The sequence below is a fragment of the Nocardia sp. NPDC049190 genome (genome assembly GCF_040648115.1).
GTDB lineage: Bacteria > Actinomycetota > Actinomycetes > Mycobacteriales > Mycobacteriaceae > Nocardia.
Genome location: NZ_JBEZDE010000019.1, coordinates 1 through 15,497, shown reverse-complemented (window position 1 = coordinate 15,497; position 15,497 = coordinate 1). Strand labels below are relative to the sequence as shown.

Here is a 15,497-nt window from a genome sequence, read left to right as displayed (position 1 = left end):
CAGCTACCCCTGACGCACGTGGTGCGAGAACTAGCGCCGTCCAGGGCAGTCGAGAGTTCGGATCATCCTGAGCCCAACTGCGCGCGGTCGTGCGTCAGCCGACCGGCAATCCGGCTCAGGCCAGTCCGCTGACCGGTTCCGGATTGACCTCGTCGCGCCAGCGGACGGCACGCTCGATCTCGCTCAGGTCGTAGTCCGGTCCGCTCACCCCGATAGTGAACGTGGTCACGCCCGCGTCCACGAAGGCGGGCGCTTTCTCCACGCCCGGCCACTGCACCGACCTCTCGATGCGCGCCTGGTCGGTGCCGACCGCCGCGCAATGATCGGCCAGTACCTGGTTCTTGTGCGCGAGCGCGTCCAAGTCGGCGAAGATGTGCCACATCGCCGCGTACTCGGCAACCAGCCGCAGCGTCTTCTTCTCGCCGCCACCGCCGATCAGGATCGGAATCTCGCGGATCGGCTGCGGGTTCAGCTTCCGTAGCCGATCGGTGATCCTGGCCAAGTACTCCTTCAGCAGGGTGAGCCTGCTGCCGGCCGTACCGAACTCGTAGCCGTATTCGTCGTAGTCCCGCTGGAACCAACCCGCGCCGATGCCGAGGATCAGCCTGCCACCGCTGATGTGGTCGACGGTGCGCGCCATATCGGCGAGCAGGTCCGGATTACGGTAGCCGCCGCCGGTGACCAGCGCGCCGATCTCGACACGCTCGGTCTGTTCGGCGACGGCAGCCAGCATGGTCCAGCACTCGAAATGCGCCCCGTTCGGGTCGCCGGTGAGCGGAAAGAAGTGGTCCCAGTTGAACACGATGTCCACGCCCACGTCCTCCGAGCGCAGCACCGCGTCGCGGATGACCCGGTACTCGGGCGCATGCTGCGGCTGCAACTGAACTCCGATACGAACTGGACGACTCATAATCTGCTCCTCGCCGCGGTGAACTTCTCGATCGAGGCTACCGCCGCGGTTGTTCTCCCGCAGAAGCCTGGCTGCGCGGTCCGTACGGAGGGCTTGCTGCACACGCACCACTCATACCGCTACGATCCGTTCGCACCCACCACCTGCACATCGGGCCAGGTGGGTGCGAAATGCGTCGGCATACGCCGGCGGGCTGGACTAGGTTGCGCTCTCGATGGCCGCGAACCGGTGGACGGAGGTGCCGGGTGGCCGGGAGTAGCGACGAAGTAGTGCGCCGAGTGGCGGCCGAAATGCTGCGGAATCGCGATCAGTTGATCAGCGATCTGTCCGCGGATATGCGCGCACAAGTGGAGGCACTGGACCTCGATACTCGGATGCGTGGATTGTTCGAAGCGGGGACGACCGACAATCTCCTGGCAGTTCTCGAATTCGTGCAGACCGACGCAGCCGAGCACGACGTACAGGCGCCAGCCCGGGCGTTGATGTACGCGCGAGCCCTCGCGCAGCGTGATGTCCCCCTGTCCGCGTTGATTCGGGGATATCGAATCGGACATGCCGGGTTCCTCGACATCGCAATGCGGTACGCGGTGGAGCTGGGCGGCACCGACAGCGCGGCAGCGATCATCCGGCTGGTCAACCGCACCGCCGTCTATATCGACCGGGTCTGTGAGCAGGTCGGGATCGCCTACGAACAGGAACGCGACCGGTGGGTGGGCAGTCGCAGCGGACTGCGACAGGAATGGGTGGCGCGCTTGCTCGACGGCTCGGTCGCCGATGTCGCCCAGGCCGAGCAGGTGCTGCACTACTCGCTGGCCGGCAGCCACGTCGCGGTGAATGTCTGGACCGATCCGGAGATTTCACCGCAGGTAGCGATGGATGTCCTGGATACCGTGCGCGGGACGCTGATTCCGCTGTTCGACAATGCGCGGCGGCCGTTGATGGTGCCGACCGACGAGCGCGAGATTCGATTGTGGTTCTCGATCCCCCGTGAGTTCGCGATCGACGTGACCTCGATCGAGCGCGCGATCTCGGCCATGTCGTTACCGGTGCGATTGGCCATCGGCGGATGCGATGCCGGCATCGCGGGTTTCCGCCGTAGCCTGCGCCAAGCCGACCAGGTTCGTGAGATCGTCTTCCTCGCCGGCGACAGCGCTCCCCGGGTGGTCGCCTACGACCAGGTGGCGGCCATCGCATTGCTGGCAGGCGATGTCGAGGCACTGCGTGAATACGTGGCCGACTGTCTGGGGGAGCTGGCCAGCGACAACCAGCGCAACCTGTGGTTACGCGAGACGCTGCGTGTCTTTCTGGCCAACAACCGCAGCTATGCCGCAGCCGCACAGGAATTGGCCGTGCACCGCAACACCATCCAGTACCGGGTGCAGCAGGCGCTCGACCTGATCGGGCACTTCTTCCATGACCATGACGGCACGCTGCACCTCCATCTGGCCTTGCAGGCGGCCCACTGGCTGGGGCCCGCGGTCCTGCGACCAGGCACGTCGCGCTGATCGACCGCTCGGCGCGCCCGGGTTCCAGCACGTGCAGCACTGTGGCCGACAACCCGCGTCTCTGTGCGCTGCGCACAAAAGGTATGCGAAGTTTCATTCGCGGCGAATATGGTCCGCCTCACAGCCCGGTTCGTAGCATGTCCCGTATGCGTAGCTCATAGCGATTCGCAAAGGAGACTTCATGAACCACCCCACGCAGCGAACTACGCATTCGACCCACTTACTTCGCGCCGGCTGAAGCCGGCCCTCAGTCGAGATCCTCATCTGCCATCGGGTGTGGCTCGCCGAAGAGACGACACACTCGTCGGCTCGCACAGCACTCGACACCACCCTTTACGACGGCATCGTCGGCTGCGAAACGGCGAGCGGCGCAGTGCCTCCTCAGCCGTCATGCTCCGACCCCACCGTCCTCGGCCCCCGTCCATCGGCCGCGGCTGTCCACCCGACCCCGGAACACCCTCGTTCGCTCTGCCCAGACAAAGGAAAGACCGTAGTGAAACAGCTGGAAACCGTGCGCGGACCTATCGACACCACCGATCTCGGTGTGACATTGATGCATGAGCACGTCTTCGTGCTCACCGGGGACATCCACGAGAACTACCCGACGGAGTGGGGCTCGGAAGACGACCGCATCGCCGACGCCGTGCAGCGGCTGCACGGCGCCTACGACGCGGGCGTGCGCACGATGGTCGACCTGACGGTGGTCGGACTCGGACGCTACATCCCGCGCATTCAGCGGATCGCCGAACAGGTTCCGATCAACCTGATGGTCGCCACCGGCGTCTACACCTACGACGACGTCCCGTTCTTCTTCCACTATCGCGGCCCCGCCCTGAACGACATGGTCGGTGCACAGGTCCCCGACCCCATGGTCGACATGTTCATCACCGACATTCGAGACGGCATCGCGGGCACCGGGGTCAAGGCGGGCATGCTCAAATGCGCCATCGACCAGCAGGGACTGACATCCGGAGTCGAGCGGGTCATGCGCGCGATCGCCAAGGCCCACCTCGAAACCGGTACGCCGATCACCGTGCACACCCACCCCGGTTCCCGCACCGGCCTGGACGTGAAGCGGGTCATGTGTGACGAAGAAGGCGTCGACCCCGGCCGGATCGTGCTCGGGCACAGCGGAGACACCACCGACTGCGACCATCTCGCCGAACTGGCCGACGCCGGGTTCATCCTCGGTATGGACCGCTTCGGCATCAACCTCGACACCACCTTCGAGGCCCGCGCGGACACGCTCATCGAGATGGTGCGTCGCGGCTACACCGATCGCATGGTGCTTTCCCAGGACGCCAGCTGCTACATCGACTGGGTCGACCCGGCCGCGATGGCCGCCCTGTCGCAATGGCATTACACCCACGTGTTCGACGATGTGCTGCCCTACGTGCTCGAACGCGGTGTCACCAAAGAGCAGTTCGACGCCATGCTCGTCGAGGTTCCGCGCGCCTTCTTCGAAGGCCGCTGACCGGACAGTCACAACCACGGCCATACCGCCCCGACCGCATCCGGGGAAGGTCCCGCCGCTCGGCACGTCCCGCGACGCCGAGCGGCGGGACGAATGCTCGCCGAAACACCGACCGACCAGTAGTATCTGCCGCACCCTTACTCGGATCGTCCGGCACGTTCCTGCCGGTGATGGGATGTGCATTCACCATGGCCACTGTGACCTTCGACCACGCGACACGGCTCTACCCCGGTGCGGGGAAACCCGCCGTCGACCAATTGAACCTGGAAATCGAGGACGGTGAATTCCTCGTCCTGGTCGGGCCGTCCGGCTGCGGCAAATCGACCTCACTGCGCATGCTCGCCGGGCTGGAGGAGGTCAACGACGGGCACATTCTGATCGGCGCCAACGATGTGACGCATGCCGAGCCCAAGGAACGCGACATCGCGATGGTGTTCCAGAACTACGCGCTCTACCCGCACATGACCGTCGCGGAGAACATGGGCTTCGCGCTGAAACTGGCAAAGGTCGCCAAGGCGGAGAAGCACAAGCGGGTGCTCGAGGCGGCCAAACTGCTCGATCTGGAGCCCTACCTGGACCGCAAACCGAAAGCGCTGTCCGGCGGGCAGCGTCAGCGTGTCGCCATGGGCCGCGCGATCGTTCGCCAGCCGCAGGTGTTCCTGATGGACGAGCCACTGTCAAACCTGGATGCGAAGCTGCGGGTACAGACCCGCACCCAGATCGCCCAACTGCAACGCAGGCTCGGCACCACCACGGTGTATGTCACGCACGACCAGGTCGAGGCGATGACCATGGGCGACCGGGTCGCCGTGCTCAAGGACGGCCTGCTGCAACAGTGCGCTACCCCGCGCGACCTGTACCGGGATCCGGCCAACGTGTTCGTCGCGGGCTTCATGGGCTCGCCGGCCATGAACCTGTTCACGCTTCCGGTCACCGACGGCGGGGTCGAGCTGGGCGGGCATGTCCTGCAACTGCCACGGTCGGTCGCCGACGCGGCCGGGAGTACGGTGACGGTCGGCATCCGGCCCGAGCACTTCGAGATCGGCGACAGCTCCGGCATCGAGATGGAGGTCGATGTGGTGGAGGAGTTGGGTTCCGACGCGTATATCTACGGCCGCACTGTCGCCGAGGGCGCGACTAGAGGCGTGGGGGAATCCATTGTCGCGCGGGCGGATTGGCGCAACCCGCCCGCAAAGGGCGCCCGTCTGCGGCTGTTCACCGGCGCCGAACACATCTACTTCTTCGACAGCGACGGCCGCCGCCTCGACTGACCCCTCGCCTGCGGCCCGCTCGCCCGGCACATCCGGGCAGGCGGACTCGGGGACACGAGAGGTCGGGGCGACGAGTCCGGCCTGCGGCGGCTCAGAATCGCAGGCCAGATCGGCGGCGGTCCACCTGCGGGATGTGGCCGATCGGCGTGTCCCGCGCGAGGTGCTCGAGCGCCCTGGGTGGGCCGACGACTATCGCACAGCTGGACAACGCAACGCTCGCAATCCCAGCTCGCGTCGGCGGTCACGGCGTGGACCAGGGCTCTCCCTGTCGACGAGTTCCGGAACACAGCCGGTCGATCCGGCACGCCGAACACAGCCGGTCAATCCGGCACGCCGGAGCGCTGCCGCGCCTGTCTGACGTAGCTTTCATTGAGCCGTATGCCCAACTCGTCCAGCTCGATCTCTCGTCCCGCCTCGCTACGCACCTGCACCCGCACCGGGGCGCCGGTTGCTTCGTCTACCAGCAGCAACGGGGCGGGACCCGTTTGCAGATAGGCGTCGCCCCACTGCATGAGCGCGAGCACCGCCGGAAGTAGATCCCGGCCCATCCGGGTCAGCACGTACTCGTGCCGCGTGCGCTTGCCCTCCTCCTGATACGGCCGTTTCGCCAGCAACCCGGCCTCGGTGAGTTTGCGTAGCTGACTGGCGGCAGCCGCGTCGGTGATCCCGACCCGCTTGGCGAACCCGTCGAACCGCCGGGTCCCGTAGTACGTCTCGCGCAAGATGAGCACCGCCGAGCGAGTGCCGACGATGTCGAGCGCCTTCGCGATCGAGCACTCCTCGGTTGTCCAGGAGCCCAGGTCGGCCAATGGTCCCTCCATTACTGCTGCCATGACGAACATCATACCGATGCTGACTTCTATCAACTATTGCCAGGTGTAGCCTAACTATGTGTAGATAGAGCCAGGCAAGGCCGCCCGGCTCTCGGTCCGGAAGGAAGCACCCATGAGAGACGCGGTGATTGTCGAAGCGGTACGCACGCCGATCGGCAAGGGCAAGCCGAACGGCGCACTGCACAACGTCAACGCGGTGGACCTGCTGGCGCACAGCCTGCGTGCGGTGGTGGACCGCAGCGGCATCGATCCCGCGCTGATCGACGACGTGATCGGCGGCATCGTCACCCAGGTCGGCGAGCAGGGCGCCAACATGACCCGGCGGGCGGCGCTGGCCGCGGGATATCCCGAATCCGTCCCCGCGACCACCGTGGACCGGCAGTGCGGTAGCAGCCAGCAGGCGATCCACTTCGCCGCGCAGGGTGTGATCGCGGGCGCCTACGACATCGTCGTCGCCGCAGGCGTCGAGTCGATGGGACGGGTTCCGATGGGCGCCAACCTGGTCGGCTCCGATGACATCGCCGGCGTCGGCTTCGCCGAACGGTACCCCGAGGGCTTGGTGCCGCAGGGCATCAGCGCCGAATTGATCGCGGCCAAGTGGGGGCTGACCCGCACCCAACTGGACGAGTTCGCGCTCGGCAGCCACGAGAAGGCCGCGCTCGCCACCAAGAACGGCTTGTTCACCAGGGAACTGGCACCGATCAACGGGCTCGGCACCGATGAAGGCATCCGGGTGGGCAGCACACTGGACACGCTGGCCACCTTGCGCCCGGCCTATTACGACCCGGCTATGGCCGCCCGCTTCCCACAGATCGGCTGGGAGATCACCGCGGCAAGCGCGAGCCAGGTCAGCGACGGCAGCGCGGCGGTACTGATCATGACCGGCGAGCGCGCCAAGGAACTCGGTCTGAAGCCGCTGGCTCGGCTGCACAGTTTCGCGGTGGCCGGTGACGACCCGCTGCTGATGCTCACCGCGGTGATCCCGGCAACCAGAAAAGTGCTGCAGCGGGCCGGACTGCACCTGTCCGACATCGACCTGATCGAGATCAACGAGGCATTCTCGCCCGTGGTGCTCGCGTGGGCGCACGACACCGGGGCCGACCTCGGCAAGGTCAACGTCAACGGCGGCGCCATCGCCATCGGGCACCCGCTCGGTGCGTCCGGCACACGCCTGATGACCACGCTGGTGCATGCCATGCGCGACCGTGGCGCACGGTACGGGCTGCAAACCATGTGCGAGGCGGGCGGCTTGGCGAACGCCACCATTCTCGAACGGCTCTGAGCGGTCCGCGGTACCCGTCCCACGGCGGGCACCGCGTTCAGACCGAGCCGAGCACCAGCGCGATCAGGAATCCGACCAGCCAGGATTCGATGATCAGCGGCACCGCGAGCAACGGCGTCCATGCGATCGGCCTGCCGTCGCGCACTTTCGCCAGGACCGAGACAACGGCAGCGATCACCGAGGCCGCGATACCGGCCCACGCGATGACCCGGGCCCACGCCAGGTACCCGACGCCGGTGGCGTCGCCGACATCGCGGGCGAGCACGTCGTAGAGCGGAACGAAAGAGGCGATCAGCCAGCCGAATCCGAGGGCGATCACCGAGCCGAACGCCGCGCGCAGAACATCGACCAACCGCTGCCGTGGATGCCACGCCATGCGTTCAGCATGACTCGCGTACCGCCGCACGACATCCCGACCCGCTCAGAACGGCGTGTAAACCCGGGTGGCCAGCGCAGCGCCACCGAAGAACGAGCCGACGATCAACACCATCGCCAACACCGGCCAGAACCACAGGTACCAGCGCTTGACCACAGCAACGATGATCAGAGCGAGCGAGCCGAGCAAGGCGAACGCGGTACCACCCCACGACACCGCGAAGGCCCAGGTGAGGTACGCGCTGCGGCAATTGTCCGGCGTGCAGGAATCAGCGGCGAAGGCGAAGAAGAGAGTGAAGTAGACGGCCGCCAGTCCGAGAACCGCCGCGGCGCAGTACAGCATGGCGGCGAGCGCCAGATCCCAGGCTCGGACCCGCGGCGCGCTCCCCGGCTGAGGAATCGCGTGATGCGGCGGCCACGGGGCGGGGCGCGGGAAGCCTGTCTCGTTCATGTCGTCGACGATCCCCGGTCGCGCCGTCCGGCGACTCGGGGAAACTACTCGAGTTCGCCTGAGCAGTATCTCGAATAAGCTGGTTCGCGATGAGCGATTCCGCCGTACAGAGCGTTGTCTACGCCATTCCGATGCGCACCAGGTTCCGTGGCATCACGGTGCGCGAGGGGATGCTGATCGAGGGTCCGCTCGGCTGGGGCGAATTCTGTCCGTTCCCCGAGTACGACGATCGGGAGGCCGCGGGCTGGCTGACCACCGCGCTGGAGCAGACCACTGTGCGCTGGCCGGAGCCGGTACGGCATCGCATTCCGATCAATTGCACCGTGCCCGCGGTCGATCCGCAGCGCGCGCACACCATCGTCGCCGAGTCCGGATGCCGCACCGCCAAGGTGAAGGTCGCCGATCATCCCGGGTCGCTCACCGAGGATCTGGCCAGGGTGGAGGCGGTGCGCGACGCGCTCGGCCCGGACGGCGCGATCCGGGTCGATGCCAACGCGGTGTGGGATGTCGACACCGCCATCACGCACATCACGCGGATCGACCGGGCCGCAGGCGGTCTGGAATACGTCGAACAGCCGTGCCGGACCATCGAGGAACTGGCCGCGGTGCGCCGTCGGGTCGAGGTCCGGATCGCCGCCGACGAATCGATTCGCCGCGCCGAAGACCCGCTGCGGGTGGCGGTCGCGGGCGCCGCCGACATCGCCGTCCTCAAATGCACACCGCTGGGTGGCGTCCGTCGCGCCCTCCGGGTAGCCGAAGCCGCCGGCCTCCCCTGTGTGGTCTCCTCCGCATTGGAAACCAGCGTCGGCCTCGCCGCCCAGCTGGCGCTGGCCGGGGCGCTCCCCCACCTCGATTTCGCCTGCGGCCTGGGCACTTTGAGCCTGCTCACCGGCGACGTGGTACCCGACTCCCTACGCCCGGTGGACGGTTACCTCCCCGTTCCGCGCACCCCGCCGCTCCCGGACCCGATCCTGCTGGAGCGCTACCAGCACCCCGACCCCGCACGTACCGCATGGTGGCGGGAGCGATTGGAGCGCGTCATGACACTGGTTCGGGAAGGCCCGACGACGTAGTCGCCCCGGTCGGCGACACGGTCACCTTCGAGGGGACCGGACCCCACCGACAGCACGCTTCAGTTCGACCGCAAGGCCCTACCAACAGCACCGACCCCCACCGAAACACAATTCTCTACACCGGTACGACCTCACCCGACGGCATAGGTCCAACCAGCGGCACCACCCCTCACCGTAAAACACAATTCCCGACAGCGGTACGACCTCACCCGACGGCATAGGTCCAATTAGCGGCACCAATCTCCCACCAACAACACAATTCCCGACTCGGATGGGTAGGCATTCCTGGTCGCCGAGTTCGGCGGCGCCAAAGAACTCCGTCACCGCGACGTCGGTGAACGCCCCACCCAGTCCGCGCGATTCAACCGGACGCAACACTCTCCCGCTGACCGCCCGCGCAGCGTAGTCATATGGCGGCGATGAGGCACCGGTCAACGACCATTCGACTACCGTCGACGACTCTCGACGGTTACGGGCACCCGGCCGGCGGAGCGGCCGAGCGAAATATGACCTGGTCGCTGCCGTGAATCGACCAGCCGACCCACACGACATGTGCCGGGGGTATAGAGCCGGGCAGCAAGGTTCGGACGATGCCACTAGTCCTTCGCAAGCGAGTGGCTGGCAGACGGTTTCGCCGACGACCGTTGGACATGCTCACCCGAGACGCACGCCGCAGCCGAGCATGGTGGCGCGCAAGAGCAGCGCCGCTTCGGGGCCGACGACGCCGTCGACCAATTGCAGGTACCGGCCGCAGAATTCGGGGCCGTGCGGGGCCGCCGCGGCGGGATCGGACTCGAGATGATGTGCCAGTTCGTGCAGGATCACCAGTTCACGCAGGGCCCAGGCGGTGGCGCCGATATGCAGTGGCACGGCGAGGACGCTCTCGGCACTCTCGTAGTGCGCCGCGGTCGTCCCGGCCCGCGGGCGGACACGAACCGGCACGGCGGCTCGATCCCATTGTGCCCGAATCCAGTTGAGTTCCAGTACCTTCTCGACATAGCTCTGCACGGACTCGACCGACGCGAAGCGGCGTTCGATCGGCAGGGTGAGATGTGAGCCGTAGAGCTCGACGGTACGTATGTCGTACTCGTCCGCGCGATCGAACACCCCGCGCACCAACTGTTCGGCGTCGTATACCTTGGCGCGTTGACTGTCGCGCACGGTCATCGACGCCACCCCACCGCCGGCTGCGGGCTCGAGTCGCCCGCGCCGTCGACACACGTCCGACCACCGAACCCGACCAGGACATCGCCGGCCCGCATGCGGCAGGATTCGCCCGCTCTCACGGAACGGCCGACAATATTCACATCTGCCCGCCGCCCGCGTCGGGTGAGGTCAATTGCCCACGGGCAGCGGGTAGTTCAGGTTCGGCGCCGAGCCGTGCGGCCCGGCCGGCGCGATCTCCCGCGGCCCGCGCGGCCGCGGAATGCCCCGTCGATGCCTGCGGGCCGCGCCAAGTGCCGCGCGCCTGCGAGGTTCGCGAGTAGAAATCTACGAGTTCGAGTTCCTTGTCGCGCAGCGCCAGTGCGGTACCGGTCGCGACGGCCGCACTGGGCACTGCCTCCGCTTCGACCTGAGCTTTCACCTCGGCCAACCGCCGCCCGATTCGCGCGGCGAACGCCATCTGGAAGTTCAGTCGCGCTGTCACACCCGCGACCGGAGTCTGCACGGTACGTCGGACCGGTCGACCCTTTCGCTTCTCCACGACAACCTTCACCACGGTGGCCGACCGATATGCTCCCGACTTGATGTACTGGTCGGACGCACGCACCATTTGGACGAGCAGACTCGCGTACAGCGCCTCACAGGTATCGATGTCCGAGCCGAAGCCGTAGGCGTAGATCTGCGTCGAGGTCCTGGCGACATCGCAGCGCACGTCATTGGCCGACGCGATCGCCACGAACAATTGGACGTAGGTGCGCAACCCGCGTTTGCCCGGCGCCCCGATCGGGATGATCCGCTGCACCGGTGTCGCCTTGCGCTCGCGCCCCGCGGTATGCGCGCGCGCCACCGCGAGGTCGATCGCGGACTTGGTGGCCAACCGCTGCGCCGCGGCGAGGAACGCCTCGGCCTCGTGTTCATTATCGGTGGATTCGGCCTTGCGCAGCAGGCCGCCGATGCGGGTGAGCATCCGATCGGGGACCGCGTTCGGCGAAGTCATCACCGGCTAGCCTAGCGACGACATCGCGCCGCGATCACGCATGCCATGTCAACACCATGTATCTTGCCTTGTGCACCTGCAGGGTGTGCTGCCGATCACGAAAATCCTGGAGTCCGCGATGACTGTGCACAACGTGTCGTCCCTACGTTCGTCGCTCGTACCACGGGCCGCGGTCGCGATCGCGTCGGTCGCACTGCTGACCACGGCCCTCGCGAGCGCCTGCTCCAGCGACAACAGCGGCAGCCCGAGTAGCCAGAACCTCACCGGACGCGGCCCGATCACCTACGTCGAAGGCAAGGACACCACCGATACAGGCGCGGTCAAACAGCTGATCGACCGATGGAACGCCGCGCACCCGGACGAACAGGTGACGTTCAAGGAGCAGTCGAACGACGCCTCCCAGCAGTACGACGACCTGGTCGAACACATGCGCTCCAAGCAGCCCGACTACGACGTGGTCGCGCTCGATGTGCCGTGGACCGCGGAATTCGCCGCCAAGGGGTGGATCCAACCGCTGAAGGACTCCTTCGCCATCGACACCACCGCGCTGCTGTCGCCGCCGGTCGCCAGCGCCACCTACAACAACACCCTGTACGCCGCGCCGCGCAACACCAACGGCGGCCTGCTGTTCTACCGCAAAGACCTGGTGCCCAACCCGCCCAAGACCTGGAACGAGATGCTGTCCCAGTGCCAGATCGCGCGTGACCAGAACATCGGCTGCTACGCCGGCCAGTTCGCGCCGTACGAAGGCCTGACCGTGAACGCGGCCGAGGTGATCAACGCCTACGGCGGCAGCTTCGTCGGCGCCGACGGCAAGACCCCCACGGTGAACAGCCCGCAATCACGCGCCGGACTGAAAGTCCTGGTCGACGCGTATAACAACGGCGACATTCCGAAAGAAGCCATCACCTTCAAAGAGCCGGAATCCAGCAATGCCTTCGCACAGGGCAAGCTGATGTTCCTGCGTTCGTGGCCGTCCACTTACGGTGACGTCGGCGGCGAAGCCTCCGCGGTCAAGGACAAGTTCGCGGTCGCGCCGCTGCCCGGCGAGAACGGCGTCGGCGCCTCCACGCTCGGCGGCTACAACGCCGCGATCAGCGCGTACTCGAAGAACAAGGCCACCGCCCTCGACTTCCTGCGTTTCCTGATCAGCGAGGACGCACAACACATCGTCGCCTCCGGCGCATTGCCGTCGGTTCGGGCATCGATGTACGACGATCCGGCCCTGATCGCGAAGATGCCCTACCTCCCCGCACTCAAGGATTCGATTGCCAGCGCGGTGCCGCGCCCGGTGACCCCGTTCTATCCAGCGGTGTCGAAGGCGATCCAAGACAACGCCTATGCTGCGTTGAACGGAACCAAGTCCGTCGACGACGCGGTCACCGGCATGCAGAAGGGTATCGAAACCGCCGGATCGTAGGTGGTGAGCGTAACGGACCCGACTAGCCCGCAGGAGTGAATACGGTGTCGGATCCTTCGGGAGCAGTACCCAGCGTGCCGAATGACGAGTTCCTTCCGGTTCGACGCGGCCTGGGCGCGACAGTAGCCCTAGAGTTGCGGCGCTCCGGTCGAGCATGGCTTTTCGTCACGCCCGTGCTGCTCGCACTCGCGGTGGTCATCGGGTATCCGGTGGTCCGAGCACTGTGGATGTCGTTCCAGAAAGACTCCGGGCTCGACCCGGTGACCGGTATGTTCGTCGAGGGCGGCAGCGCCGGGATATCGAACTATTCGCATTGGCTGCTGCAGCAGTGTCAGGTCGCGGGCGGCGAGACCGTGCCCTGCCCGACCGGCAATCTCGGCGCCCAGTTCTGGCTCGCCATCGGGGTCACGCTGTTGTTCACGGTCGTGACCGTGACGCTCGAGGCCACGCTCGGCCTCGGTATGGCCATGGTGATGGGCAAGACATTCCGCGGCAGGGCGCTGCTGCGGGCGGCCGTGCTGATTCCGTGGGCGATCCCGACCGCCGTCACGGCACGACTGTGGGAATTCATGTTCCAGTACGACGGTGTGGTGAACCGAGTCCTCGGCACGCACATCCTGTGGACCTCCGACGCATGGCCCGCGCGGGCCGCTGTGATCGCGGCCGATGTCTGGAAGACCACGCCCTTCATGGCGCTGTTGCTGCTCGCCGGCCTGCAGGTGATCCCCGCCGACGTGTACGAGGCAGCGCGGGTCGACGGCGCCTCGGCCTGGCAGCGGTTCACCCAGATCACGCTTCCGCTGCTGAAACCCGCCTTGCTGGTCGCGGTGCTGTTCCGCACCATGGACGCACTGCGGATGTACGACCTGCCCGCGATCATGACGCTGGGCAACCCGTCTACCCGCACCGTGTCGATCCTGGTGGTCGAGCAGGTGCGTCAGGGACCGAACAGCGCCGCCGCGCTGTCGACGATCACCTTCCTTTTGATCTTCGCGGTGGCGTTTGTGCTCGTGAAGATCCTGGGCGCCAACGCGGTTCGGACCCAGGAAGAGCAGCGGAGAGCAGCATGAGACACCCTTGCACAGCGCGTGTCCGGCTCGACCGGATGTCCCGCACGAGCTGGGAGGCGCGCTGATGTCCGTGCAGACGACGAAAAGCACCGGTGTGCCATCGTTCCCGTGGAGCAAGCGGCTGGGCTCGGTCCGGCTGTATCTCGGCGCCCTCATCGTGCTCGTGTGGGGTCTCGCGCCGTTCTACTGGATGGCGGTCACCGCGCTGCGGGATCCCGACTACACCTTCGACAACACGCCGTGGCCGACGCACATCACGCTGGAGAATTTCCGCAATGCGTTCGACACCAGCCGCGGCAACGACTTCGGCAGGGCGTTGGTGAACAGCGTGCTCATCGGCGCGGTCACCACGGCGATCGCGCTGGTGATCGGCGTGTTCGCCGCGTACGCGCTGGCCCGGCTCACCTTCCGAGGCAAATACGTGGTGTCCGGTCTGATCCTCAGCGCTTCGATGTTTCCGGTCGTCGTGCTGGTGACGCCGCTGTTCCAGCTGTTCACCAATCTGGGCTGGATCGGCAAGTACCAGGCGATGATCATCCCGAACATCTCGTTCGTGCTACCGATGACGGTCTATATCCTCGCGTCCTTCTTCGCCGAACTGCCGTGGGAACTGGAGGAGGCGGCGCGGATCGACGGCGCGACCAAGATGCAGGCATTCCGTTTGGTCATGCTGCCATTGGCCGCGCCCGCCGTGTTCACGACCGCGATCCTCGCATTCATCGCGGCGGTCAACGAATACCTGTTGGCCCGCCTGCTCTCCAGCGGCAAAACCGAGCCGGTCACCGTCGCGATCGCCCGCTTCTCCGGCAACAATCCGCTGGTACACCCGTACGCCGCGATCATGGCAGCAGGCACCCTGGTCACCATCCCGCTGGTCATCATGGTCCTGCTCTTCCAGCGACGAATCATTTCCGGGCTCACCGCGGGCGGCGTGAAGAGCTGATCGCGGCCACGCCCGCACCCAGGAATTCGCACCACCACGACACATGGCGTCGCCCGCGTCCACACAAGAAACACAACGCGACCCTCATTCGCCTGGCCCGCCGCCGCTGCGACATCCGCTACGCCATGCTCAAAAGTGAACAGGCCTACCGGATCGCTGGTTCCAGCATCGCCGCGATGCCGGCGGTAACCACGCACTGCCCCCTGGAAGGTGCGTCTGGAACGGCACAGCCGATCATGGGTCGGCGCGTTCGTCGGCGATCGGCTCGTCGGATTCGTGCACGCGGTCCGAACTGGGACAAGACATGCGTACCTCCTCGACACCGCGGTAAGCCCCGGACCTCCGCCCTCAGCGCATCGGATCCAGCCTGTTCACAGCCCTGATCAGCGACCTACGCGAACTCGGCCTCGAAGGGCTCCGGGTCGACTACGAACCACACCTCGACACCTTCTATCGCGATACCTTCGGGTTTCGAATCACCGACGCCGTCCTCCAACAACTGAACTGCGTCGAAACGACATAACGACCACCGCGACGACTCGCCCGACCAAGACCTTTCAGCTTGACCGATCCATCGGACCCCCCACAACACGAACACAAACCGCCTGATCACCCCCCTCCCTGCCCAGTCGAGTGCGAGACTTACGAGCACCGTTCGCGGCCCGGCTCGCGTCCCAGCGGCCGAAGCGCCCAGCGGCCGAGACTTGCGCCTGCGGCGCGGGCGCTTCG

The 15,497-nt window shown here is 66.3% G+C and carries 14 protein-coding genes; 8 read left to right on the top strand and 6 right to left on the bottom strand.

The features are described from left to right. Window positions 1-115 precede the first annotated feature (115 nt). Window positions 116-910 (bottom strand): LLM class F420-dependent oxidoreductase, encoded by a 795-nt coding sequence (locus AB0B25_RS17895; protein ID WP_357180339.1) that lies wholly within the window; start codon window positions 908-910, stop codon window positions 116-118. Between the two features lie 245 nt (window positions 911-1,155). Between AB0B25_RS17895 and AB0B25_RS17890 the strand changes: the two genes are divergently transcribed. The 3 genes from AB0B25_RS17890 to ugpC all read left to right on the top strand — a co-directional run bounded on the left by AB0B25_RS17890 (window position 1,156) and on the right by ugpC (window position 5,160). Then, window positions 1,156-2,415 (top strand): helix-turn-helix domain-containing protein, encoded by a 1,260-nt coding sequence (locus tag AB0B25_RS17890; RefSeq protein ID WP_357180336.1) that lies wholly within the window; start codon window positions 1,156-1,158, stop codon window positions 2,413-2,415. A gap of 493 nt (window positions 2,416-2,908) precedes the next feature. Continuing rightward, on the top strand, window positions 2,909-3,889 hold the full coding sequence (locus AB0B25_RS17885) for a phosphotriesterase-related protein (protein ID WP_357180334.1): 981 nt from the start codon (window positions 2,909-2,911) through the stop codon (window positions 3,887-3,889). Between the two features lie 188 nt (window positions 3,890-4,077). Beyond that, window positions 4,078-5,160: a sn-glycerol-3-phosphate ABC transporter ATP-binding protein UgpC gene (ugpC, locus tag AB0B25_RS17880; RefSeq protein WP_357180331.1), complete on the top strand. Its 1,083-nt coding sequence runs from the start codon at window positions 4,078-4,080 to the stop codon at window positions 5,158-5,160. 320 nt (window positions 5,161-5,480) lie between these two features. Here the strand turns inward: ugpC and AB0B25_RS17875 are convergent, their stop codons facing one another. After that, complete coding sequence (locus AB0B25_RS17875; RefSeq protein WP_357180328.1) at window positions 5,481-5,993, bottom strand: helix-turn-helix domain-containing protein; 513 nt, start codon at window positions 5,991-5,993, stop codon at window positions 5,481-5,483. A gap of 112 nt (window positions 5,994-6,105) precedes the next feature. On the opposite strand from AB0B25_RS17875, the gene AB0B25_RS17870 reads away from it, so the two are divergent. After that, window positions 6,106-7,275 carry a thiolase family protein gene (locus tag AB0B25_RS17870; RefSeq protein ID WP_357180326.1) on the top strand — a complete coding sequence of 390 codons (1,170 nt, stop codon included), beginning with the start codon at window positions 6,106-6,108 and terminating at the stop codon, window positions 7,273-7,275. Window positions 7,276-7,312: 37 nt separating this feature from the next. Here AB0B25_RS17870 and AB0B25_RS17865 read toward each other — a convergent pair whose 3' ends face one another. After that, entirely contained in the window at window positions 7,313-7,651 is a 339-nt protein-coding gene (locus tag AB0B25_RS17865; protein ID WP_357180323.1) for a hypothetical protein, read from the bottom strand. Between the two features lie 45 nt (window positions 7,652-7,696). After that, entirely contained in the window at window positions 7,697-8,101 is a 405-nt protein-coding gene (locus AB0B25_RS17860) for a hypothetical protein (RefSeq protein WP_357180321.1), read from the bottom strand. 89 nt (window positions 8,102-8,190) lie between these two features. Between AB0B25_RS17860 and AB0B25_RS17855 the strand changes: the two genes are divergently transcribed. After that, entirely contained in the window at window positions 8,191-9,174 is a 984-nt protein-coding gene (locus AB0B25_RS17855; protein WP_357180318.1) for an o-succinylbenzoate synthase, read from the top strand. Between the two features lie 654 nt (window positions 9,175-9,828). Here AB0B25_RS17855 and AB0B25_RS17850 read toward each other — a convergent pair. Together AB0B25_RS17850 and AB0B25_RS17845 are read right to left on the bottom strand one after the other, a co-directional pair. Further along, window positions 9,829-10,341 (bottom strand): TIGR04338 family metallohydrolase, encoded by a 513-nt coding sequence (locus tag AB0B25_RS17850; RefSeq protein ID WP_357180315.1) that lies wholly within the window; start codon window positions 10,339-10,341, stop codon window positions 9,829-9,831. Window positions 10,342-10,477: 136 nt separating this feature from the next. Continuing rightward, the gene (locus tag AB0B25_RS17845) at window positions 10,478-11,335 is read right to left on the bottom strand and encodes a DUF2786 domain-containing protein (protein ID WP_357180312.1); all 858 of its coding nucleotides are present in this window, start codon (window positions 11,333-11,335) and stop codon (window positions 10,478-10,480) included. Window positions 11,336-11,453: 118 nt separating this feature from the next. On the opposite strand from AB0B25_RS17845, the gene AB0B25_RS17840 reads away from it, so the two are divergent. From AB0B25_RS17840 to AB0B25_RS17830, 3 genes are all read left to right on the top strand, one after another. Next, window positions 11,454-12,755, top strand: a complete 1,302-nt coding sequence (locus AB0B25_RS17840) for an ABC transporter substrate-binding protein (RefSeq protein ID WP_357180309.1) — start codon at window positions 11,454-11,456, stop codon at window positions 12,753-12,755. 110 nt (window positions 12,756-12,865) lie between these two features. Further along, complete coding sequence (locus tag AB0B25_RS17835) at window positions 12,866-13,825, top strand: sugar ABC transporter permease (RefSeq protein ID WP_357180576.1); 960 nt, start codon at window positions 12,866-12,868, stop codon at window positions 13,823-13,825. 64 nt (window positions 13,826-13,889) lie between these two features. Beyond that, window positions 13,890-14,768: a carbohydrate ABC transporter permease gene (locus AB0B25_RS17830; RefSeq protein ID WP_357180306.1), complete on the top strand. Its 879-nt coding sequence runs from the start codon at window positions 13,890-13,892 to the stop codon at window positions 14,766-14,768. The last annotated feature ends 729 nt before the right edge of the window (window positions 14,769-15,497 follow it).